We start from the raw sequence: 23,428 nt of genomic DNA, 5'->3' as shown, positions 1-23,428 counted from the left end.
TACGTTGGCTTACGTTCGGGGGGGGATTAATGTGCTCCCTCTCCCTGTGGGAGAGGGCTGAGGTGAGGGCATCAGGCCGCAGTGGGCCTGATGACACGCTTAATTGCGGAACGGATTCATGCCGCTGCTGGCAGGTGAGGTGCTACGCGCTGCCGCTGGCTGTGCAACCGGGGTGCTGCTGTTAGCGGTGAAATTATCCACGGCGGCATCCTGCTGTGGATTTTCCGGCGCGACGCTGTCAGGCGACGTGGAAACCGGTTTGCCCAGCGTGCTGTTCAGCATTTGCAGATCCTGCTCGTTCAGCGTACCCAGCGCCTGCTTGATGTTCAGCTGGTTGATCAGGTACTGGTAACGCGCACTGGAGAGCTGCTGTTTCGCGTTGTACAGCGTGGTCGTTGCGTCTAACACATCAACGATAGTACGCGTACCGACGGAGTAACCCGCTTCCATCGCGTCCAGAGAGCTTTGCGCAGAGACAACGGCCTGTTTATAGGCGTTGATGCTGCTGATGGACGCGTTCACGTTGTTGAAGGAAGAACGCACGGTCTGGACCACGTTGCGGTGCGCGCTTTCAAGCTGCTCGCTCGCGCCTACGAAGTTGTACTGCGCCTGCTTAACCTGAGAGTTAACCATCCCGCCCTGGTACAGCGGCAGAGAGAAGCTGAGGCCCACTTTGTTCTGGCCCATATTGTTGTCGTCATACTGGGCAGTGTTGGTTTTAGAACCGCTGTAGCTGGTATCCGATACGCCGGTAGAGGCGCTCAGGCTCAGGGTTGGCAGGTGACCATCCTGTGCAAGACGGATCTGCTCGCGCGCCAGGTCCTGGCTCAGGCGTGCCTGCAGCAAGGTCAGGTTGCGGTTTTCCGCCTCTTTCAGCAGGGCGTTAACCGCCTGCGGCTTGTCTGTTTTGAAGCTGTCCACGTTCAGAGAGGCCAGCTCAGGATAGTAGTTACCGGTGACCTGACGCAGTGCTTCCAGCGCGTTGTCGAGGTTGTTACGTGCGGTCACTTCGTTAGCCAGTACGGTATCGTACTGTGAACGGGCGTTCTGCACGTCAGTGATCGCAACCAGACCCACATTAAAACGCTGGGTGGTCTGATCTAACTGACGATAAATCGCCTGTTTCTGCGCTTCGGTGTAGGAGAGGGCGTCAATCGCGCTCAGTACGTTGAAGTAGGCGGTCGCGGTATTCAGGATAAGCGTCTGCTGATCTGTCTGATAGGTGACATCCTGAATGCCGGCGCTCTTTTCCTGCAAGCTCAGCTCACGCCATTTGGACATGTCGAACAGGGTTTGCGTTAACTGTAAAGAGGCGCTGGTGGCATTTGAGTTGATGCCGTTATTATCGCGAAAACCGTTAGTGTAGGTATAATCTGCACCTAAGCCTAACTGCGGCAGCAGTGGACTACGTGCTTCGTTAATCTTTTCAAACGCAGCATCACGATCGGCCGCTGATTTACGTAAATCAGGGTTGCCCAGACGTGCCTGCTGGTAGACCTGTAACAGGTTCTCTGCCTGGCTCATTGCACTGAAGCCCGTCAGGCTCAGGCCGATAAGGATGGGGAGCAATTTCTTCATTTGCATTCCTTGTTGTGAAGCAGTATTAGCGCTGATCTAATTAAAAATAATTGCCGATTCTAACAGAATCATCCACACCAAAAGGTTGGCGTAACGTGCCATCTGGCGGTAATTTGCTCCAATCTACCATATAGCCATACAAACGGCAGCCAAACAGCCTTGAAATTCACAATTTCATCACCATTGCTACCAGGACTCGACCGATGCAAAAACCAGAAAACGTGCCTGTCACCTTCGCCAAAAACGATGTAGAAATTATTGCACGAGAAACGCTTTATAGCGGTTTTTTTTCAATGGAACTTTACCGTTTCAGGCATCGTCTGTTTAACGGTGAGATGAGCGGTGAAATCAAACGCGAAATTTTTGAGCGCGGGCATGCGGCTGTGTTGCTACCCTATGACCCAGTGCGTGACGAAGTTGTGCTGGTCGAGCAGGTGCGTATTGCGGCTTATGATACCAGCGAAACGCCGTGGTTGCTGGAGATGGTGGCCGGGATGATCGAAGAAGGTGAGTCGGTCGAAGACGTCGCTCGCCGCGAGGCGCTGGAAGAGGCGGGCCTGGTGGTTGGCCGGACGAAGCCGGTGTTGAGCTACCTGGCAAGCCCGGGTGGGACAACGGAACGTTCATCTATTATGGTGGGCGAAGTGGACGCCACGACAGCGGAAGGGATCCATGGTCTGGCAGATGAAAACGAAGATATTCGGGTTCATGTGGTGAGTCGGGAGCTGGCTTACCAGTGGGTAGAAGAGGGGAAAATCGACAACGCAGCGTCTGTCATCGCTCTGCAATGGCTACAGCTGCATTATCAGACATTACGACACGAGTGGAAAAAATGAAGCGTTATACACCTGACTTCCCAGAAATGATGCGCCTGTGCGAAACAAATTTCGCCCAGCTGCGCCGCCTGCTGCCGCGAAACGACGCGCCCGGCGAAACGGTGAGCTATCAGGTGAGCAACGCGCAGTATCGGTTAACGATAACAGAATCAACGCGCTACACTACGCTGGTGGAGATTGAGCAAACGGCGCCGAGCATCAGCTACTGGAGCCTGCCGTCGATGACGGTACGTCTTTATCATGACGCGATGGTCGCTGAAGTGTGTTCAAGCCAGCAGATCTTTCGCTTTAAAGCGCGGTATGATTATCCGAATAAAAAGTTGCATCAACGCGACGAAAAGCATCAAATTAACCAGTTTTTAGCCGACTGGCTAAGATATTGTTTAGCACATGGAGCAATGGCGATTCCGGTTTGTTAGCGTCATAAACCTACCTAAGGACACCATTTGGAAAGCCTGTTGAACCTGACTGTTGCTGGTGGGGCGCCAGTCAGGATATTACAAATCACCGACACCCACCTTTTTGCCGAAAAGCATGAGACGCTTCTGGGCGTGAACACCTGGGAGAGTTATCAGGCGGTTCTTGACGCGATCCATGCTGAAAAGCGGCCATGCGATCTGATCGTCGCGACGGGCGATCTGGCGCAGGATCAATCCTCCGCAGCCTATCAGCATTTTGCTGAAGGGATTGCGAGCTTTAGCGTGCCTTGCGTCTGGCTGCCGGGCAATCACGATTTTCAGCCCGCGATGTACAGTTCGCTTCAGGATGCGGGGATTTCACCGGCAAAATGTGTCTTTGCGGGGGACCAGTGGCAAATTCTGCTCCTCGACAGTCAGGTGTTTGGCGTTCCGCACGGTGAGTTGAGCGACTATCAGCTTGACTGGCTGGAGACAAAACTGGCCGCCGAACCGAATCGCAATACGCTGCTGTTACTGCATCATCACCCGCTGCCGGCGGGCTGTAGCTGGCTCGATCAGCACAGCTTACGCAACTCTGCGGCGCTGGACGGCGTGCTGGCGAAATTCCCGCGCGTAAAAAATTTGCTGTGCGGTCATATTCACCAGGAACAGGATCTCGACTGGAACGGTCGCCGTCTGCTCGCGACGCCCTCTACCTGCGTGCAGTTTAAGCCGCACTGCGCCAACTTTACGCTGGATACCATCGCACCGGGCTGGCGCTGGCTGGAGCTGCATGCCGATGGCTCGCTGACCACCGAAGTTTGCCGTCTGGCCGGGGCACAATTCCGCCCGGATACCGCTTCGGAAGGCTATTGATGTCGACGCTTCTCTATTTGCATGGGTTTAACAGCTCACCGCGTTCGGCGAAAGCGACGCAGCTTCGCCAGTGGCTGAGCGCGCATCATCCCCACGTGGAGATGATTATTCCGCAGTTGCCCCCTTATCCGGCGGATGCGGCAGAGATGCTGGAATCGCTAGTGCTGGAACACGGCGGCGAATCGTTTGGCGTTGTCGGGTCGTCGCTCGGCGGCTACTACGCCACCTGGCTGTCGCAGTGCTTTATGTTGCCCGCTGTCGTCGTCAATCCGGCGGTCCGGCCATTTGAGCTGTTAAGGGACTTTCTTGGCGAAAACGAGAACCCCTACACCGGCCAACAATATGTGCTAGAGTCACGCCATATTTACGATCTCAAAGTTATGCAGGTCGACCCGCTTGAAGCGCCCGATCTTATCTGGCTGCTGCAACAGACGGGAGATGAAGTGCTGGATTACCGCCAGGCAGTGGCGTATTACGCATCCTGCCGCCAGACTGTAGAAGAGGGCGGTAACCATGCTTTCACGGGCTTTGAAGATCATTTCACCCAGATTGTCGATTTTCTTGGACTGCACAGCCACTGACAATCAATGCGAATTGCTAGCTTAAATCATGACGCAAACCTATAACGCTGATGCCATTGAGGTACTCACCGGGCTTGAGCCGGTTCGCCGCCGCCCGGGGATGTACACCGATACGACGCGCCCAAACCACCTGGGCCAGGAAGTAATTGATAACAGTGTGGACGAAGCGCTGGCAGGCCATGCCAAACGCGTGGACGTTATCCTGCACGCCGATCAGTCGCTGGAAGTCATCGACGACGGCCGCGGCATGCCGGTAGATATCCACCCGGAAGAGGGTGTTCCCGCCGTTGAGCTGATCCTCTGTCGTCTGCACGCGGGCGGTAAGTTCTCCAACAAAAATTACCAGTTCTCCGGCGGCTTGCACGGCGTGGGGATCTCCGTGGTTAACGCCCTGTCAAAGCGCGTGGAAGTGAACGTCCGTCGCGACGGCCAGGTGTATAACATCGCGTTTGAAAACGGCGAAAAAGTGCAGGATTTGCAGGTTGTCGGGACGTGCGGTAAACGCAACACCGGCACCAGCGTCCACTTCTGGCCTGACGAAAGCTTCTTCGACAGCCCACGCTTTTCTGTTTCCCGCCTGACGCACCTGCTGAAAGCCAAAGCGGTGCTGTGCCCGGGCGTGGAAATCACCTTTAAAGACCACGTTAATAATACCGAACAAACCTGGTGCTACGCCGATGGTCTGAACGACTACCTGTGCGAAGCGGTTAACGGCCTGCCAACCCTGCCGGAAAAACCGTTCGTCGGGAATTTCGAAGGCGATACTGAAGCGGTGGACTGGGCGCTGCTATGGCTGCCGGAAGGCGGCGAGCTGCTGACCGAAAGCTACGTTAACCTGATCCCCACTATGCTCGGCGGGACCCACGTCAACGGCCTGCGTCAGGGGCTGCTGGATGCGATGCGCGAGTTCTGCGAATACCGCAACATTCTGCCGCGCGGCGTGAAGCTGTCGGCGGAAGATATCTGGGATCGCTGCGCCTACGTGCTTTCCGTGAAAATGCAGGATCCGCAGTTTGCCGGTCAGACTAAAGAGCGCCTGTCGTCACGCCAGTGTGCGGCGTTCGTCTCCGGCGTGGTGAAAGATGCCTTTACCCTGTGGCTGAACCAGAACGTTCAGGCCGCGGAAATGCTGGCTGAAATGGCGATCTCCAGTGCCCAGCGTCGTCTGCGCGCGGCGAAGAAAGTGGTGCGTAAAAAGCTGGCCAGCGGCCCCGCGCTGCCGGGCAAGCTGGCGGACTGTACCGCGCAGGATCTCAACCGCACCGAGCTGTTCCTGGTGGAAGGAGACTCGGCAGGCGGATCGGCCAAGCAGGCGCGGGATCGTGAATATCAGGCGATCATGCCGCTCAAGGGTAAGATCCTCAACACCTGGGAGGTCTCGTCTGATGAAGTGCTGGCCTCGCAGGAAGTACACGATATCTCGGTTGCTATCGGTATCGATCCGGACAGCGACGATCTGAGCCAGCTGCGCTACGGCAAGATCTGCATTCTCGCGGATGCGGACTCCGATGGCCTGCACATCGCCACGCTGCTCTGTGCGCTGTTTGTGAAGCATTTCCGCGCGCTGGTGAAAAACGGTCACGTCCACGTGGCGCTGCCGCCGCTGTACCGAATCGACCTCGGCAAAGAAGTTTACTATGCACTGACGGAAGAAGAGAAAGCGGGCGTGCTGGAACAGCTTAAGCGCAAGAAGGGCAAACCGAACGTTCAGCGCTTTAAGGGGCTGGGTGAGATGAACCCGATGCAGCTGCGTGAAACCACGCTGGATCCGAATACCCGCCGTCTGGTGCAGCTGACCATCAGCGATGAAGATGAACAGCAAACTAACGCCGTGATGGACATGCTGCTGGCCAAGAAACGTTCTGAAGATCGACGTAACTGGCTACAGGAGAAAGGCGACATGGCGGATATAGAGGCCTGATACACGCTGTCTTTTTGCCGGGTGGCGGCTGCGCCTTACCCGGCCTACTTAACCCGTAGGCCCGTGCAAGCGTAGCGCCGCCGGACAAGAAATGCAGCTCATCACGATGAATGGTTTTTCCGGTACTGCAACGGCGTCTCGCCAATCCCCTTTTTAAACGCGCTGATAAACCACGTCACGTCGGAAAATCCCGCCTGTGCGGCAATGTCACGCACGCTCGAATCAGTGTGGAGTAAACACTCGCACGCCTTACGCAACCTTAGCGTGTTCAGGTAGTCGTGAATTTTTTCGCCTGTTTCCGCATGGAATCTTCGGGATACGTAACTGCGCGATTTACCCAGCTCTGCGGCCAGCGCATCCAGACGAAATTTCTCCTGATAATGCTCGTCGAGCCAGAACATGACCTGGCTGGCGATCCCCTGGCTGTTGCCCGGCTCGCCGTCGCGATCGTCGGGCAGCATCGCGAACAGGCCGATCAGCAGGCTGGCGATGCTCTCGCCGTTCATCGGCGGTTTATAGCAGCTAAACAGATGGTCGATATGGTGGTGACAGTGGGCTAAATCGGCGACCCACGCTTCGCCGCCACGGCGTGACAGCCGCTCCAGGCGCTGCCGGGTCTGGGGAAAATCCCGCAGGATCTTCAGCACCGCGTGCTGGTCGAGATGAATAATGGTGCGGCGGTAAATTGCCTCCGCCTGTTCGTCCACCATGACCTTGTGCAGCGTAAAAGGCGGGAAGAAAAACAGTCGTCCGGGGCGCATGGTGTAGTGACGATTATCGACAATCGCCACGCCAAAGCCCTCTTCCACATAGAGGATCTCCAGACACTGATGCCAGTGATGGTAGCGCACCGTATTGGCAAACAGGCGGCTGAACGAGGCCACGGTATCGTTCAGGGCGATCAGTTCCAGAAGGTCGGTTGTCGGCGTGTCGTGCATAGTGCAATAAAACTCAACTTTTTCCCGTCTGATCGTCTTTATAAACCACCTTTTTAAATTTTCTCAACTGGAGGTTTATTCATCGTTCATGCCTGTGACACGGCTAACATTTCTGCACCTTGCGGATTCACTATGCTTTGCCGCAGTTGATTACGAGGGCGAACCGATGTGGGCGGCAAACAAAGAAAAATCAAATCCGTTGTCTTCACGCCAGGAGGTAGTGGCGTCGTTGAATGCACTTTTACAGGCGCTGGACACGCAATTTCCGGCGAACCGTTCACGATTCCCGCTGGGCGACACCTGCGCCCATTACACAGCAGATATTGCGCAGATGGAGGGACTTTCCCGCGCGCTGTGGGGGCTGTTTCCGCTGATGGCATCTGGCGAAAGCACGCCGTTCAGCGAGAAGTACCTTACTGCCATTAAGCTTGGTACCGACCCGCAAAGCAGCGGTTACTGGGGTGAAACCGGCCCGTACGATCAGCGTCTGGTGGAGATGGCGGCCTACGGTCTGGGGCTCGCTCTGATGGGGGAGACGCTCACCGCGCGCTTTACCGGTCGCGAGGTGATGAACCTGCACGCGTGGCTCAACCAAATCACCGAAGCGCAGATGCCTGACAGCAACTGGAACTATTTTGCCATTATGGTTCAGCTAGGCTTTAAGCGCGCCGGCCTGCCGTACGATCAGGACGCCATTGACCACCGCTTTGCGCTGATGGACGCCTACTACCTCGGCGACGGCTGGTATTCCGACGGTCCCGGCCGCCCGAAAGATTACTACATCTCCATGGCTTTCCATTTCTACGGCCTGATTTACGCCACCCTGAGTAACGACGAGGCGAGGGCGAATGTGCTGCGCGAGCGCTCGCGCCTCTTCGCGGAAGACTTTATCTACTGGTCCGCCGCCGATGGCGCCTCGGTGCCGTTTGGCCGCAGCCTGACCTACCGCTTTGCCATGGTTGCCTTCTGGAGCGCGGTGGCCTTTTCTCAGCTGGACGTCTTCACCCCGGGCATCGTGAAAGGCATTGTGCTGCGGCATCTGCGCTGGTGGCAGCAGCAGTCGATTGTCGATCGCGACGGCATTCTCACCCTGGGGTTTGCGTATCCGAACCTGGCGATGTGCGAGGATTACAACTCCCCCGGTTCACCGTACTGGGCGCTGAAAACCTATCTGATCCTGGCGCTGCCGGAAGCACACCCGTTCTGGCAGGCGGAAGAACAACCGCTGCCCGCGCTTGCTGAAAAACATGTGATTCCGCATGCGCAGCAGATCCTGATGCATTCGAAAGATTCGCAGCACGTCGTCATGCTCACCGCCGGTCAGCTGGAACTGAACAACTACGTCAACACCGAAGCGAAATACACCAAATTTGCCTACTCCAGCCGCTTCGGATTCACCCTTGAGCGCGGGCGTTTTGGCCTGAAGCATGCCGCCTGCGATTCCATGCTGCTGCTGGCGGACGGAGATGACTATTTCCGCGGTCGTCGCGAGTGCGAAGAGGTTCGGGTGGATGAAAATTACATTTTCTCGCGCTGGTCGCCGTGGCGCGACGTGCAGATTGCGACCTGGCAGATCCCGTTCGGGGAGTGGCGCCTGCGCCTGCACCGTATCAACAGCACGCGCACTCTGCAAACCGTCGAGGGCGGCTTTGCGGTGATGAAAACCGCCCACCAGGTGCGCGAACGCGGTTGTTATCTGTTGGCTGAAAACGGCAGCAGCGTCATTGTCGATCTTTCGCCGATCATTCAGCGCCAGCCAGACAGCATCGTCACGCCGCCGAACAGCAGCATTATGTTTGCGGAGTGCGCCTCCATTCCGCTGATAAAAGCTGACCTCCCGCAAGGGGAAAGCTGGCTCTGTTGCGCCGTCCTGGCTGGCGGAAGACAGCCTGCTGCGGCGACGCCACAGCTGAATATAACCCATAACCAGGTCGTTATTAGCGAACCCGGAAGCGAACGTAAGCTGTCGTTCACATTATAAAAATCTGGCCCTACACCCCGGCGAGGATGATATGAAAAGCACATCGACAACCAACAGAACTGAATATTACAAAATCAGCGGCTTTATCTTTCTCTATTTCTTTACCTGGTCTGCCAGTATTGGTCTGCTGGCGATCTGGCTCGGTCAGAAAGCCAACCTGAGCGGATCGGTGATTGGAACCGTCTTTGCGGTGAACGGGATATTCTCCGTTATTCTCAAGCCGATCTACGGCTATATTCTCGATAAGATCGGCATGAGCAAATATCTGCTCTATTTTGTGGTGATCATGTCGGCCCTGATGGCGCCATTCTTTATTTATGTTTACCAGCCGCTGTTAATGTCTAATACCCTGCTGGGGATTATTATCGGCGCGCTCTATTTAAGCTTTGCCTGGTACGCGGGTGTGGCGGCGTGCGAATCGTATTCTGACCGCTTTAGCCGCTTAAACGGCATGGAGTTCGGGCAAATTCGCATGTGGGGTTCGCTCGGCTGGGCGGTGGCGTCATCTTTCTCCGGCCTGCTGTTCAACCTCTCACCGGCGTATAACTTTATTCTCGGCAGCGTGGCGTCAGTGGTGATGCTGATTGTCCTGCTGAGCCTGAAAGTGAACACTAACTCCGCTCACGCAGGCGAGGTGCTGACGAAAGAGAAAATCGCCCCGTCAGACGTTTACGCCCTGCTGCGAAACCGCAAATTCTGGGCCTTCTGCCTGTACGTGGCGGGCGTGGCGTGGATGATGTTTATCGCCGAGCAGCAGTTCTCGCGCTATTTCGTCACCTTCTTCGACGATATTCACCAGGGCAACGCGGTATTCGGTTATCTCGGGACCGTGCAGTCGGGCATGGAGTTCGTCATGTATATGGTGATCCCGCTGTTTGTGAACTTTATTGGCGCCAAACGCGGGCTATTAATTGTCGGGCTGGTGGTTGGGGCGCGTCTGATTATTTCCGGCATGTGTGATTCACACCTGTTAATTTCAGTGCTTAAGCCGCTGTACGGTCTGGAAATTTGTCTCCTGCTGGTGTCGGTATTTAAATATATCGCCGAGCATTTCGACAAGCGCGTCAATGCCACCATGTATTTACTCGGCTATCAGGCGATGCTCTACGTTGGCAACGTGGTGGTCTCTTCCCCTGCCGGCTATATGTATGACCGTATTGGCTTTGAGCACACCTATATCATCATGGGCGCAACGGCGCTGACCTTTACCCTTATTTCTGCTTTTACGTTATCCGCCTGTCAGAGCAAATGGCGCGGGGCTCGTGCGCTGAACGTAGCAGAAACGTCAACACGATAAATTACGCCGTCAAAGAAGGAACCGAAATATGTTAAGTCGTATCAAAGAAGAACGCCTGCCTGTTATCGCTGCGCCCGTTGACTCCCGCGCATTCAGCGATGAACTGAATTCGGCGCGCAGCCACGTTCTGGACCTGATTAGCCGTCATTTAACGGAGTTCGGCGACAAATTCCCGGCGGAAACCTGCCAGAACGGTTTTTATCCGCTGACTGACAACGTGGAGTGGACCACCAGCTTCTGGACCGGGCAGCTGTGGCTGGCGTGGGAGATGAGCGGCGAGGAAAAATTCCGTGCGATGGCGGAAAAACACGTGCGCTCGTTTGGCCTGCGCATCGCCGGGCGCAACGACACCAATACCCACGATTTAGGCTTCCTTTACACGCTCTCCTGCGTAGCCGCGTGGCGGCTGACCGGAAACCGCGAGGCGCGCGGCTTCTCGCTGCTGGCGGCGGAAGCCCTGCTGGAACGCTTCCACGAGAAGGCGAAGATCATCCAGGCGTGGGGCGATCTCTCCGATCCGGAGCAGGCCGGGCGAATGATCATCGACTGCAACATGAACCTGCCGCTGCTCTACTGGGCAACAGAGCAGACGGGCGATCCGCGCTTTGCCGACGCCGCAAAAGCGCACGTCATGCAGGCGGCGACGTATCTCATTCGTGACGATGCCTCCACCTTCCACACCTACTATATGGATGTAGCAACCGGCGCACCGCGCTACGGCAACACCCAGCAGGGCTACGCCGACGACTCCTGCTGGTCGCGCGGGCAGGCTTGGGGCATTTACGGCTTCCTGCTGAGCTATATCTATACCGGCGATGAAACGATGATCGCTCTGTCAAAACGGCTGGCGAACTACTTCCTCAATCGCCTGCCGGAAGACTACGTCTGCCACTGGGATCTGGCGCTGGTGGGCACCGACGCACTGCGTGACTCTTCCTCGGCGGCGATTGCGGTATGTGGGCTGCTGGAGCTGGTGAAACAACTGCCGGTCACAGATCCGGATCGCGAACGTTACCTCGAATGGGCGAAAGGGATTATGTCCACGCTGACAAAGCACTATCTGATGGGCAAAGAAGAGAAGGGCAACGGGCTGCTTAAGCACTCGGTGTATCACCTGGCGAGCAATAAAGGCGTGGATGAGTGCGCGAGCTGGGGCGATTACTTCTACGTCGAGGCGCTGGTGCGCTTCACCCAGAGCTGGAAGCTGTACTGGTAACGGGCAGCGGTATCACCACCCAAGCACCTCTTTAATGGCGCGCCGGTAGGGCGTATCAAGCTGCGCAGGCACGCGGCAAATATAGTCCCGCGCATGGCTGCGGGTCTGTCCGCTGAGGCTGTCGAGATAAGCGATGGCCTCGTCCACGGCAGGAACCCTGCCTTCCTGCGACGCGCTTCTCGGCGGAAGCCCGGTCCAGATGAGCGCCTCAATTCCTCTCTCCCTCGCCCATGTCGAGATCGCTCCCGCGTTGCGTCCGGCTATCAGCAGCGAGCCGATACCATCGCAACGATCGTCAGGAATGGCCTCCCGCTCGCGCAGGGCCTGAGTGGCCACGCTCAGCGAAGTCGCATTCAGCCATACCCAAAGCACAGGCAGGGCGGGCGCGTTCATACAGATGGCGGTCGCCAGTTCACCGCCATCACTGACCCGACAGAACTCGACGGGCAAAGAAGGCCCGTCGGTTTGCCACTCACCGGCTACCGGTAGCGCGCCGCTTTTCCAGATTAACGAGCCCCAGCCAAGACAAGCGATTTTCATGCTGTTCCTCTGCGCGACGTGAACCAATAGCCTCAGACGTTATGCCTTAGGAATACGCAGCGTCTGGCCGGGATAAATTTTATCCGGGCTGGAGAGCATCGGGCGGTTCGCCTCAAAGATCTTGTTGTACTGATTGGCATCGCCGTACACGGTTTTAGAGATGGCGCTCAGGGTATCGCCGGATTTCACCGTATAGTAGGTTGCTTCATCTTTGGCGTCTGTCGCGGTGATATTGTTCTCCACCTCGCTGACGCCCGCGATGTTGCCGACGGCGACCTGGATTTTTTCTTTCTGCTCCTGCGTTAGCCCGTCGCCCGTTACGCTGGCTTTGCCGTCGGTGACGTTAACCTGAACTTTATCGGAACCGGGAATGTTGAGTTTCTTGAGGTGCTCGGTGATTTTGTCGCTCTGACCCTTATGATCGGTCAGGTTGTCCCAAAGCTTTTCGCCTGCTTCTTTCACGAAGTTAAAAAGACCCATTCCATCCTCCTGTTAAACATTAAGTCAGAATAAGCATAGCAGTTGAGCGGTAAGGTGATAAAAAAAGCCCGGTGGCGTTACCGCTTACCGGGCCTGCGGGGGAAAGTTGTAGGCCGGGTAAACGTAGTGCCACCCGGCAAATTTCACAGAACTTAAACCCCTTGCTCCAGAATACGGATGTGGGTTTCCAGAACGTCCCCTTTCACCGCGTCGCTCCACGCTTTCATATGCGCGGTCTGCAAATGGGCTTCAAGGTGCGCGACGGTTTCCCACTGCTCCACCATGATGATAGAGTCTGGCGCGGTCGCCTGGAAGCTTGCGCTTGTGGCGGCGTCTACCATCGGCGCGTAGCCGTGGCAGCCTTCTTCTTTCAGTACGGTCGGGATGATCTTCGCGAACTCATCCAGTACTGCCTGGCGGTGATGTTGGCCAGGACGCGTACGGATTTCAGCAATAACGGTAAGCATAATTAACTCCTTCTAATTCCAGGCTACCAGTTAAGCAAAAATTTCCGCGAGATGCTTGCGATATTCTGCGATATAGCGCGGGACGTCCGGCATTTTAATTACGTCGTTGACGATAAAGGTCGGCAGCGGCTCCATTCCCAGGAACTGATTCGCCTTGTGGAACGGCAGATACGCGCCGTCTACGCCCACGCCTTCAAAGAACTGATCGTTCTCGGTGAACGCTTCGAGAGGCGCGTTCCAGGTCAGGGAGAGCATATATTTTTTGCCCTGAATCAGACCGCCGGAACCGTATTTTTTAGACGCATCTGAACGGGTACGACCGTCGCTGGCATACAGCGAACCGTGACCTTCGGTAAACACATCGTCCATGTATTTTTTCACGGTCCACGGTGCGCCCATCCACCAGCCCGGCATCTGCCAGATCACCACGTCGGCCCACAGGAAGTTCTGCACTTCGGCCTTCACGTCGTAATCGCTGTCCGCGCGCACGACCTTAACATCATGTCCGGCGTCGCGCAGGAAACCATCCGCGACCTCGGTCAGGGTGTCATTCAGCTGGCCTTTAGAGTGCGCAAATTCTTTCGCGCCGTTGATAATCAGAATGTTGCTCATTATTTGTCCTCGATGATGAGAGTATGCCGGGTATTCTACGCGCGAGGACGGAGCGGAAAAATAAGCAAAATGTGCAAAGTCTTTTGCGCTCAGCGCAATAATCTTACCAGCTGACGGTCACCGCAAAACCCCCTTCCGGCGCATTGCCCAGCGAGACGCGCATCCCGTGCAACGCCGCGATACGCATGACGATAGACAACCCCAGACCGCTGCCAGTGGCGTCCTGGCCCGGTGGACGATAAAAGCGCTCGCCGAGACGCGTCAGCGCATCGGTTGAAATGCCCGGGCCGTTGTCGCGCACGGTAAAGCTTTGGGTGTTCAGCGTCACGTCCACCACGCTGCCGCGCGGGCTGTAACGAACGGCGTTGTCCAGCAGGTTTCGCGCCAGCAGACTCAGCAGTAGCGGCTGTCCGTGACGCATCACCTCGGGCGCATTAACGTTGAGCCGAACATCAATGCCCGCCTGCTGCGCCGGATGCCAGATATCCAGCACCGCGGATTGCAGCAAATCAGCCATCATCACGGGTTCGACGTCATCAAGATTATCCAGTGAATCCAGGCGCGACAGGGTGAGAAGCTGATCCACCAGCCGGGAGGCGCGGTCGATGCCTGCATGCAATTGCCCCAGCGCTTTAGACTGCGCCCCGGGATCGTCAAGGGAAAGCTGCGCCACGTCGGTTTGCACCTTCAGCGCGGCCAGCGGGCTGCGCAACTCATGGGCGGCATCCGAGGTGAAGCGACGCTCGCGGGCCATCATCTCCTGCGTACGGGCGAAAAGATGGTTAAGCGCATCAAGCAGGGGGCGAACCTCCGTCGGCACGCCGTGGGTGGGCAGCGTATCGGTCGCATCCGGGGAGCGCGAGCGCAGGGTCTGCGCCAGGTTTTTCAGCGGTTTCAGTTCCCGGCTCAGCAGGACAATCAGCAACAGCAGCATTACGGGCAGCGCCACCAGCCACGGCGTCAGCTGCGAGCTGACCACGTCCAGCGCCATATCCTGTCGGTACTCCCACTCCTGGCCAACCACCACGCGGTATTTCCCGTCCGGAGAAGTCAGCCACAGGAAACGCCATTCGTCGTTGTCATCCTGCAACCGACCGTCATCAAACCCGTCCCGGCGGTAGAGGTAAGGTATGTCGCGCCCGTTTTCGCCGTCGTTAAGCACCATGCTGCCGTCGGCGGTGAAGATTGCGAAGGCCAGCGCATCGTCGTCAAGATGGCCGTGTTTGGCTTTTTTCGGCACCTCGCGCATGCGTTCCGGGGCGCGAAGTTCGTCCACGTCCATCGTCAGCAGCCGTTTGGCAAACAGCATCTGCTGGGTATCGAACAGCTTATCGAGCTTGTCGGTCGTCTGGTGCCAGGCCACCACGCTTGCGGCAAACCAGGCCGCCAGGGACAGCAGCAAAAAGAGGAGCGTCAGGCGCAGCTTCAGGCTCAGGCGTTGGGTCAGTTTCATGCGTCACCCAGGGTATAACCGATGCCGTGCACGGTGCGGATAAAGTCGCTGCCGAGCTTGCGGCGTAAATGATGAACGTGGACTTCGACAGCGTTGCTGGAGACGTCATCATCCCAGTTGTAGAGCTTCTCCTCGATGGCCTTGCGCGGCAGCACGCGGCCCGCGTTGCGCATCAGCAGTTCCAGCAGGGCGAACTCTTTGGGTTTGAGCACCAGCGTTTCGCCCTCCAGCGTGGCGACAAGGCTTGCCGGATCGAGCGTGACCTTGCCGTGACGCAACTCGCTGCGCGCCTGACCGTGGCTGCGGCGTACCAGCGCTTCGAGGCGGGCCGCCACTTCAATCAGCGCGAACGGCTTACACAGGTAATCATCCGCCCCCAGGCGTAACCCTTCGACGCGCTGATTCAGCGCATCCCGCGCGGTCAGGATCAGCACCGGTTCGCTCTTTCCGCTTTCGCGCCAGGCGCGCAGGATCTCAAGCCCGTCGATTTCCGGCAGCGTCAGATCAAGCACCACGGCATCATACGGCGCGGTGTACAGGGCCGCCTGCCCGGTTTTCCCGTCGGTAAACCAGTCCACGTTAAAGCCCATTTTGCTTAAGCCCGCTTTGATGCCGTCGCCAATGAGCTTGTCGTCTTCTACCAGTAAAATGCGCATATTTCCTCCTTGATGCCGTCAGTAAACCTTCTGCAAGCGCCTGCTGTACAGTAAAAATAAATAAATTTTCCCCTTAAGAAGTTGTTAAGGTTTACCCTGTTTAATGGATTGTGAAACGACATTAAAGGGAGAGATAAAGATGAAAAAATTCGCTGCAATTGCTGCCATCATGATGATGACCACGGCCCCTGTCTTTGCTGCACAGGGTGGCTTCTCTGGCCCATCTGCGACACAGAATCAGACGCAAACCCAGCAGGGTGGCTTTGTCGATAACAACGCCAACCTCACCACCGCGGCTAAAGTGAAAGACCTGAAGGACGATGCCTGGGTGAAGCTGCGCGGGAACATTACCGAGCGCCTGTCCGATGACCGTTACACCTTCCGCGATGAAAGCGGCACGGTGGTGGTGGAGATCGACCACAAGCGCTGGAACGGCGTGACGGTGACGCCCCAGGATAAAGTCGAACTCCAGGGTAAAATCGATAAAGACTGGAACGAGTTTGAAATCGACGTGAAGCAGGTTATCAAGCTGAACAAATAACCCGGAAAGGGCCGCATGAGCGGCCCTTTTTCTTTGTGACTCAACTCGCCAGATGAGGTAGTATCTGCGGCAATATTGCCTGAAACCCATCGGTTTCTGAGTTGAGGAATCACACGTAATGAGCGATATGGCAGAGCGCCTCGCGCTACATGAATTCACGGAAAATGCCTACCTGAACTACTCCATGTACGTCATCATGGACAGGGCGTTGCCGTTTATCGGGGATGGCCTGAAGCCCGTTCAGCGCCGCATCGTCTATGCGATGTCCGAACTGGGGCTGAACGCTACCGCCAAGTTTAAGAAATCCGCCCGTACCGTCGGCGACGTGCTGGGTAAATACCATCCGCACGGCGACAGCGCCTGCTATGAAGCGATGGTGCTGATGGCCCAGCCGTTTTCTTATCGCTATCCGCTGGTGGATGGCCAGGGGAACTGGGGGGCGCCGGACGATCCGAAATCCTTCGCGGCAATGCGTTATACCGAATCTCGCCTGTCTAAATATGCCGAAGTGCTGTTGGGCGAGCTGGGGCAGGGCACGGTCGACTGGGTGCCAAACTTCGACGGTACGATGCAGGAGCCGAAAATGCTGCCTGCGCGTCTGCCGAACATCCTGCTGAACGGCACGACCGGTATCGCCGTGGGCATGGCGACGGACATTCCGCCGCACAACCTGCGTGAAGTGGCAAAAGCGGCCATCACCCTGATTGAGCAGCCAAAAACCTCGCTGGACGATCTGCTGGATATCGTGCAGGGGCCGGACTATCCGACCGAAGCCGAGATCATCACCTCGCGTGCGGAAATCCGCAAAATCTACCAGAACGGTCGCGGCTCCGTGCGCATGCGCGCGGTGTGGAATAAAGAGGATGGTGCCGTGGTGATCACCGCGCTGCCGCACCAGGTGTCCGGTGCGAAGGTGCTGGAGCAGATCGCCTCCCAGATGCGCAATAAAAAGCTGCCGATGGTGGACGACCTGCGCGACGAATCGGACCACGAAAACCCGACCCGTCTGGTGATTGTGCCGCGTTCTAACCGCGTGGACATGGAGCAGGTGATGAACCACCTGTTCGCCACTACCGATCTGGAAAAAAGCTACCGCATCAACCTGAACATGATTGGTCTGGACGGTCGTCCGGCGGTGAAAAACCTGCTGGAGATCCTTACCGAATGGCTGGCCTTCCGCCGCGATACGGTGCGCCGTCGTCTGAACCATCGCCTGGAAAAAGTGCTTAAGCGCCTGCATATCCTCGAAGGTTTGCTGGTGGCGTTCCTCAACATTGACGAAGTGATCGAGATCATTCGTACCGAGGACGAACCTAAGCCTGCCCTGATGTCGCGCTTTGGCATCAGCGAAACCCAGGCCGAAGCGATCCTCGAACTGAAATTGCGCCATCTCGCCAGACTGGAAGAGATGAAGATCCGAGGCGAGCAGAACGAGCTGGAAAAAGAGCGCGATCAGCTTCAGGCGATTCTGGCGTCCGAGCGCAAGATGAACACCCTGCTGAAGAAAGAGTTGCAGGCCGATGCCGACGCCTTTGGCGACGACCGACGTTCTCCGCTGCACGAGCGCGAAGAGGCGAAGGCGATGAACGAGCACGACATGCTGCCGTCCGAGCCGGTGACCATCGTGCTTTCCCAGAGCGGTTGGGTGCGTAGCGCCAAAGGCCACGATATCGACGCGCCGGGTCTGAGCTACAAATCCGGTGACAGCTTCAAGGCGGCGGTGAAGGGCAAGAGTAACCAGCCGGTGGCGTTCATCGACTCCACGGGCCGCAGCTACGCCATCGACCCGATCACGCTGCCGTCTGCGCGCGGCCAGGGCGAACCGCTCACCGGTAAGCTGACGCTGCCGCCGGGTGCCACGGTTGAGCATATGCTGATGGAAGCCGACGATCAAAAACTGCTGATGGCGTCTGATGCGGGCTACGGCTTTATCTGTACCTTCAACGATCTGGTGTCGCGTAACCGTGCCGGTAAAGCGCTGATTAGCCTGCCGGATAACGCACACGTCATGCCGCCGCTGATCATCGAGAACGAAAGCGACATGCTGCTGGCGATCACCGCTGCCGGACGTATGCTGATGTTCCCGGTCAGCGATTTGCCGGAGCTGTCGAAAGGCAAGGGCAACAAGATCATCAGTATCCCGTCAGCGGAAGCGGCAAAAGGCGAAGATAGCCTCGCGCATCTCTTCCTGCTGCCGCCGCAGAGCACGCTGACCATTCATGTCGGCAAGCGTAAAATCAAACTGCGTCCGGAAGAGTTGCAGAAGGTGGTGGGTGAGCGCGGACGTCGCGGCTCACTGATGCGCGGCCTCCAGCGAATCGACCGCGTGGAGATTGACTCGCCGGCGCGCAGCAAAGCGGACGACAGCGAAGAGTAACCTGTTTCATCCCCCTCTTTCCGGAGGGGGTATTACCATAAAATTTCCCGTAAAAACGTTGTTAATTCGTGCGTTGCGATTAACAATACGCGCTCGTAATAAAGTCCTTACCTGGCCACAGGTGAAGTATAATTGTCAGCTGTCAGGGCTTCAGAGGTCGCTATGCTATACATTGTTCGTCTCATTCTTACCGTTATTTATTGCATTCTGGTCTGTATTTTCGGATCGATTTATTGCCTGTTCAGCCCGCGTAACCCAAAGCATGTCGCGACGTTTGGCCACATGTTTGGTCGTCTTGCGCCGCTGTTTGGCCTGAAGGTTGAAAAGCGTCTGCCTGAAGGGGCGGAGAATTTCGGTAACGCCATCTATATCGCTAACCATCAGAACAACTACGATATGGTGACGGCCTCAAATATTGTTCTTCCGCCGACCGTAACCGTGGGCAAAAAAAGCCTGCTGTGGATCCCCTTTTTCGGCCAGCTGTACTGGCTCACCGGTAACTTGCTGATTGACCGCAACAACCGCGCCAAAGCGCATGGCACCATTGCGGAAGTGGTGGATCAGTTTAAAAAGCGCCGGATTTCCATCTGGATGTTCCCGGAAGGGACGCGCAGCCGTGGTCGCGGCCTGCTGCCGTTCAAGACCGGCGCGTTTCATGCTGCAATTGCGGCTGGCGTTCCAATTATTCCCGTGTGTGTTTCCAATACATCGAATAAGATTAATCTTAACCGTCTGAATAACGGACTGGTCATTGTCGAAATGCTGCCGCCGGTAGATACCTCTAAATACGGTAAAGACCAGGTGCGCGAGCTGGCCACGCACTGCCGCGAGCTGATGGCTCAGCATATTGCGCAGCTCGATAAAGAAGTTGCAGAGCGAGAAGCCGCCGGTAAGATTTAACCCGGTGTCGTGTAAGGGAAAACGAATTCCCGCGTTGTTAGTCGTTTCAGATGGAGCTTATATGTCACTCAGTCGGCGTCAGTTTATTCAGGCTTCGGGTATCGCCCTTTGTGCGGGTGCGATGCCGCGGACAGCCAGCGCCGCCGGGCAGCAACAGCCGCTGCCTATTCCGCCGTTGATTGAATCCCGTCGCGGGCAGCCGCTATTCCTCACGCTTCAGCGTAGCCACTGGTCCTTTACCCAGGGAACGCGCGCGCAGGTATGGGGCATTAACGGACGCTACCTCGGGCCGACCATTCGCGTGTGGAATGGCGATGACGTTAAGCTCATCTACAGCAACCGTACGACGGAAAATGTCGCGATGACCGTCAGTGGTTTGCAGGTGCCGGGGCCGCTGATTGGCGGCGCGGCACGCATGATGTCGCCGAATGCCGACTGGGCGCCCGTCCTCCCGATTCGTCAGAGCGCGGCGACATTGTGGTATCACGCCAATACCCCGAACCGCACCGCCCAGCAGGTCTACAACGGCCTGGCCGGAATGTGGCTGATTGAAGATGAGGTCAGTAAAACGCTGCCGATCCCGAATCACTACGGCGTCGATGATTTCCCGATCATTATTCAGGATAAGCGACTGGATAACTTTGGTACCCCGGAGTACAGCGAGCCGGGCAGCGGTGGCTTTGTGGGCGATACGCTGCTGGTTAACGGCGCGCAAAGCCCGTATGTCGAAGTGTCTCGTGGCTGGGTGCGCCTGCGTCTGCTGAATGCCTCTAACTCGCGCCGCTACCAGTTGCAGATGAGCGACGGCCGCGCGCTGCACGTGATTTCAGGCGATCAGGGGTTATTACCTGCGCCGGTGTCGGTGAAGCAGCTGGCGCTGGCGCCAGGCGAACGTCGTGAAATCCTCGTGGATATGACCAACGGGGATGAAGTGTCCGTGACCTGCGGCGAAGCGGCAAGCATTGTTGACCGTATTCGCGGCTTCTTTGAACCGTCGAGCGTGCTGGTCTCCACGCTGGTGCTGACGCTGCGCCCGACCGGCCTGTTGCCGCTGGTGACCGACAGCCTGCCGATGCGCCTGCTACCGCAGGAAATTGTGACCGGCCCGGCAGTACGCAGTCGCGATATCAGCCTTGGCGACGATCCGGGCATCAACGGCGCGCTGTGGGACGTAAACCGCATTGATATCACCGCCCAGCAGGGAACCTGGGAGCGCTGGACCGTCCGCTCGGAGATGCCGCAGTCGTTCCATATTGAAGGGGTGTCATTCCTGATCCGCAACGTCAACGGGGCGATGCCGTTCCCGGAAGACAGGGGCTGGAAAGATACCGTCTGGGTGGATGGCCAGGTCGAACTGCTCGTCTACTACGGCCAGCCTTCCTGGCCGCACTTCCCGTTCCTGTTCCACAGCCAGACCCTGGAGATGATGGACAGGGGATCGGTAGGGCAGATGCTGGTGAATCCGGCACCGTAAAACACTTTCTCCCTCTCCCTGTGGGAGAGGGTTGGGGTGAGGGCAACAGCCCGCACAATACCCCTTCATTTCCCCCGGTAAACCAGCGTATAATCCCGCTCCTTTTGTCTATTTTTTCTTCGGAAGCATTATGAGCGCTATTTCCCTGATCCAGCCGGATCGCGACCTCTTCTCCTGGCCCCAGTACTGGGCAGCCTGCTTTGGACCGGCGCCGTTCCTGCCGATGTCCCGGGAAGAGATGGATCAACTGGGCTGGGACAGCTGCGATATCATTCTGGTGACGGGCGATGCGTATGTCGATCACCCGAGCTTTGGCATGGCGATCTGCGGCCGTATGCTTGAAGCCCAGGGCTTCCGCGTGGGGATCATCTCCCAGCCTGACTGGAACAGCAAAGACGACTTTATGCGTCTGGGCAAGCCGAACCTGTTCTTCGGCGTGACCGCAGGCAACATGGACTCCATGATCAACCGCTACACCGCCGACCGTAAGCTGCGCCATGACGACGCTTATACGGCTGACAACGTGGCGGGTAAACGTCCCGACCGCGCGACCCTCGTCTACACCCAGCGATGCAAAGAAGCATGGAAAGACGTGCCGGTGATCCTGGGCGGCATCGAAGCGAGCCTGCGCCGTACCGCACACTATGACTACTGGTCCGACACCGTGCGCCGTTCGGTGCTGGTGGATTCGAAAGCCGACATGCTGATCTTCGGTAACGGTGAGCGTCCGCTGGTAGAGGTGGCACACCGTCTGGCGCAGGGCGAAGCGGTCAGCGAGATCCGCGACGTGCGCAACACCGCGATCATGGTGAAAGAGGCGCTGCCGGGCTGGAGCGGGGTGGATTCCCGCATTATCGATATGCCGGGCAAAATCGATCCTATCCCGCATCCGTACGGTGACGATCTGCCGTGCGCGGATAACAAACCGGTTGAGCCGAAGAAAGCGGAAGCAAAAGCCGTGGTGGTGCAGCCGCCGCGTCCGAAGCCGTGGGAAAAAACCTATGTGCTGCTGCCGTCCTACGAAAAAGTAAAAAGCGATAAAGTACTCTACGCCCACGCGTCGCGCATCTTACACCATGAAACCAACCCCGGCTGCGCGCGAGCGCTGATGCAAAAGCACGGCGAGCGCTATATCTGGGTTAACCCGCCGGCGATCCCGCTCTCTACCGAAGAGATGGACAGCGTGTTTGCTCTGCCGTACAAGCGTGTACCGCATCCGTCATATGGCAGCAGCCGCATTCCGGCGTACGAGATGATTCGTTTCTCGATCAACATCATGCGCGGCTGCTTCGGCGGGTGCTCCTTCTGTTCGATCACCGAACACGAAGGCCGTATTATTCAGAGCCGTTCCGAAGAGTCGATTGTTAACGAGATCGAAGCCATTCGCGACACGGTGCCGGGCTTTACCGGTGTGATCTCCGATCTGGGTGGACCAACGGCCAACATGTACATGCTGCGCTGTAAATCGCCGCGCGCCGAGCAGACCTGCCGTCGTCTCTCCTGCGTCTATCCGAGCATTTGCGAGCATATGGACACCAACCACGAGCCGACGATCAACCTTTACCGTCGCGCCCGTGACCTGAAAGGCATCAAGAAGATCCTGATCGCCTCCGGCGTGCGTTACGACATCGCTGTGGAAGATCCGCGCTACATTAAAGAGCTGGCGACGCACCACGTGGGCGGGTATCTGAAGATCGCCCCGGAGCACACCGAAGAAGGCCCGCTGTCCAAAATGATGAAGCCGGGCATGGGCAGCTACGACCGCTTTAAACAGCTCTTCGACACCTACTCAAAACAGGCGGGGAAAGAGCAGTATCTGATCCCATACTTCATCTCCGCACACCCCGGCACCCGTGATGAAGACATGGTGAATCTGGCGCTGTGGCTGAAGCAGCGTCGATTCCGTCTGGATCAGGTGCAGAACTTCTACCCGTCGCCGCTCGCCAACTCGACGACCATGTATTACACCGGCAAAAACCCGCTGAGTAAGATTGGTTATAAGAGCGAAGACGTGGTGGTGCCGAAAGGGGATAAACAGCGCCGTCTGCATAAAGCGCTGCTGCGCTATCACGATCCGAAAAACTGGCCGCTGATCCGTCAGGCGCTGGAAGAGATGGGGAAAAAGCACCTGATCGGCTCGCGTCGTGATTGCCTGGTGCCTGCGCCAACGCTGGAAGAGATGCGCGAAGCGCGCCGCCAGAACCGCAACACGCGCCCGGCGCTGACCAAACATACCCCGATTGCGCATCAGCGTTCGAATGGTGTTGCGGGAACGAAGAAGAACGTAAAACGTAAGACCGGTTAAA

At 57.1% G+C, this 23,428-nt stretch carries 21 protein-coding genes; 13 read left to right on the top strand and 8 right to left on the bottom strand.

What is annotated here, in order from left to right; translation table 11 throughout:
* Window positions 1–99 precede the first annotated feature (99 nt).
* Complete coding sequence (tolC, locus tag L384_RS18560; RefSeq protein ID WP_023323753.1) at window positions 100–1,578, bottom strand: outer membrane channel protein TolC; 1,479 nt, start codon at window positions 1,576–1,578, stop codon at window positions 100–102.
* A gap of 203 nt (window positions 1,579–1,781) precedes the next feature.
* Between tolC and nudF the strand changes: the two genes are divergently transcribed.
* From nudF to parE, 5 genes are read left to right on the top strand one after another with little or no spacing between them, the layout of a single operon-like run.
* The gene (gene nudF, locus L384_RS18565; protein WP_003862517.1) at window positions 1,782–2,414 is read left to right on the top strand and encodes an ADP-ribose diphosphatase; all 633 of its coding nucleotides are present in this window, start codon (window positions 1,782–1,784) and stop codon (window positions 2,412–2,414) included.
* On the top strand, window positions 2,411–2,833 hold the full coding sequence (locus L384_RS18570; RefSeq protein WP_003862516.1) for a DUF1249 family protein: 423 nt from the start codon (window positions 2,411–2,413) through the stop codon (window positions 2,831–2,833). The genes nudF and L384_RS18570 overlap by 4 nt, the downstream gene beginning before the upstream one ends.
* A gap of 27 nt (window positions 2,834–2,860) precedes the next feature.
* Window positions 2,861–3,688 (top strand): 3',5'-cyclic-AMP phosphodiesterase, encoded by an 828-nt coding sequence (gene cpdA / locus L384_RS18575; protein ID WP_023314864.1) that lies wholly within the window; start codon window positions 2,861–2,863, stop codon window positions 3,686–3,688.
* Window positions 3,688–4,269 (top strand): esterase YqiA, encoded by a 582-nt coding sequence (yqiA, locus tag L384_RS18580; RefSeq protein ID WP_023314863.1) that lies wholly within the window; start codon window positions 3,688–3,690, stop codon window positions 4,267–4,269. Before cpdA ends, yqiA begins: the two co-directional genes overlap by 1 nt.
* Before the next feature lie 28 nt (window positions 4,270–4,297).
* Entirely contained in the window at window positions 4,298–6,190 is a 1,893-nt protein-coding gene (gene parE / locus L384_RS18585; RefSeq protein ID WP_023323752.1) for a DNA topoisomerase IV subunit B, read from the top strand.
* Between the two features lie 101 nt (window positions 6,191–6,291).
* On the opposite strand, the gene L384_RS18590 is transcribed toward parE, so the two are convergent.
* A complete protein-coding gene (locus tag L384_RS18590; RefSeq protein ID WP_023323751.1) occupies window positions 6,292–7,128 on the bottom strand; it encodes an AraC family transcriptional regulator in 837 nt (278 codons plus the stop codon).
* A gap of 166 nt (window positions 7,129–7,294) precedes the next feature.
* Here L384_RS18590 and L384_RS18595 point away from each other — a divergent pair, with 166 nt between their 5' ends.
* From L384_RS18595 to L384_RS18605, 3 genes are read left to right on the top strand one after another with little or no spacing between them, the layout of a single operon-like run.
* Entirely contained in the window at window positions 7,295–9,109 is a 1,815-nt protein-coding gene (locus tag L384_RS18595) for a DUF2264 domain-containing protein (protein WP_023323750.1), read from the top strand.
* Window positions 9,110–9,140: 31 nt separating this feature from the next.
* Window positions 9,141–10,406 (top strand): oligosaccharide MFS transporter, encoded by a 1,266-nt coding sequence (locus L384_RS18600; RefSeq protein WP_023323749.1) that lies wholly within the window; start codon window positions 9,141–9,143, stop codon window positions 10,404–10,406.
* Window positions 10,407–10,434: 28 nt separating this feature from the next.
* Window positions 10,435–11,622 (top strand): glycoside hydrolase family 88 protein, encoded by a 1,188-nt coding sequence (locus tag L384_RS18605; RefSeq protein ID WP_003862509.1) that lies wholly within the window; start codon window positions 10,435–10,437, stop codon window positions 11,620–11,622.
* Between the two features lie 12 nt (window positions 11,623–11,634).
* Here L384_RS18605 and L384_RS18610 read toward each other — a convergent pair whose 3' ends face one another.
* The 6 genes from L384_RS18610 to qseB form a co-directional block, all read right to left on the bottom strand.
* A complete protein-coding gene (locus L384_RS18610; RefSeq protein WP_003862508.1) occupies window positions 11,635–12,162 on the bottom strand; it encodes a hypothetical protein in 528 nt (175 codons plus the stop codon).
* Between the two features lie 39 nt (window positions 12,163–12,201).
* On the bottom strand, window positions 12,202–12,642 hold the full coding sequence (gene lysM / locus L384_RS18615) for a peptidoglycan-binding protein LysM (protein WP_003862507.1): 441 nt from the start codon (window positions 12,640–12,642) through the stop codon (window positions 12,202–12,204).
* Window positions 12,643–12,794: 152 nt separating this feature from the next.
* Window positions 12,795–13,109, bottom strand: coding sequence for a putative quinol monooxygenase (locus L384_RS18620; protein ID WP_003862506.1), 315 nt, complete (start codon window positions 13,107–13,109; stop codon window positions 12,795–12,797).
* 30 nt (window positions 13,110–13,139) lie between these two features.
* Window positions 13,140–13,721: an NAD(P)H-dependent oxidoreductase gene (locus L384_RS18625; RefSeq protein ID WP_003862505.1), complete on the bottom strand. Its 582-nt coding sequence runs from the start codon at window positions 13,719–13,721 to the stop codon at window positions 13,140–13,142.
* Between the two features lie 103 nt (window positions 13,722–13,824).
* On the bottom strand, window positions 13,825–15,174 hold the full coding sequence (gene qseC, locus L384_RS18630; protein ID WP_023323748.1) for a quorum sensing histidine kinase QseC: 1,350 nt from the start codon (window positions 15,172–15,174) through the stop codon (window positions 13,825–13,827).
* Window positions 15,171–15,830, bottom strand: coding sequence for a quorum sensing response regulator transcription factor QseB (gene qseB, locus L384_RS18635; protein ID WP_023323747.1), 660 nt, complete (start codon window positions 15,828–15,830; stop codon window positions 15,171–15,173). The genes qseC and qseB overlap by 4 nt, the downstream gene beginning before the upstream one ends.
* A gap of 139 nt (window positions 15,831–15,969) precedes the next feature.
* On the opposite strand from qseB, the gene L384_RS18640 reads away from it, so the two are divergent.
* The 5 genes from L384_RS18640 to L384_RS18660 all read left to right on the top strand — a co-directional run bounded on the left by L384_RS18640 (window position 15,970) and on the right by L384_RS18660 (window position 23,427).
* Window positions 15,970–16,371: a YgiW/YdeI family stress tolerance OB fold protein gene (locus tag L384_RS18640; RefSeq protein WP_003862501.1), complete on the top strand. Its 402-nt coding sequence runs from the start codon at window positions 15,970–15,972 to the stop codon at window positions 16,369–16,371.
* A gap of 118 nt (window positions 16,372–16,489) precedes the next feature.
* Window positions 16,490–18,748, top strand: coding sequence for a DNA topoisomerase IV subunit A (parC, locus tag L384_RS18645; protein WP_003862499.1), 2,259 nt, complete (start codon window positions 16,490–16,492; stop codon window positions 18,746–18,748).
* A 162-nt stretch (window positions 18,749–18,910) separates the two neighbouring features.
* Window positions 18,911–19,648, top strand: coding sequence for a 1-acylglycerol-3-phosphate O-acyltransferase (gene plsC / locus L384_RS18650; RefSeq protein ID WP_003862497.1), 738 nt, complete (start codon window positions 18,911–18,913; stop codon window positions 19,646–19,648).
* Between the two features lie 61 nt (window positions 19,649–19,709).
* Complete coding sequence (gene ftsP, locus L384_RS18655; RefSeq protein ID WP_017384056.1) at window positions 19,710–21,122, top strand: cell division protein FtsP; 1,413 nt, start codon at window positions 19,710–19,712, stop codon at window positions 21,120–21,122.
* 130 nt (window positions 21,123–21,252) lie between these two features.
* The gene (locus L384_RS18660; RefSeq protein ID WP_023323746.1) at window positions 21,253–23,427 is read left to right on the top strand and encodes a YgiQ family radical SAM protein; all 2,175 of its coding nucleotides are present in this window, start codon (window positions 21,253–21,255) and stop codon (window positions 23,425–23,427) included.
* The last annotated feature ends 1 nt before the right edge of the window (window position 23,428 follow it).

Source organism: Enterobacter sp. MGH 38 (assembly GCF_000492855.1).
GTDB classification, from domain to species: domain Bacteria; phylum Pseudomonadota; class Gammaproteobacteria; order Enterobacterales; family Enterobacteriaceae; genus Enterobacter; species Enterobacter hormaechei_C.
This window is presented reverse-complemented; position numbering and strand designations above follow the sequence as displayed.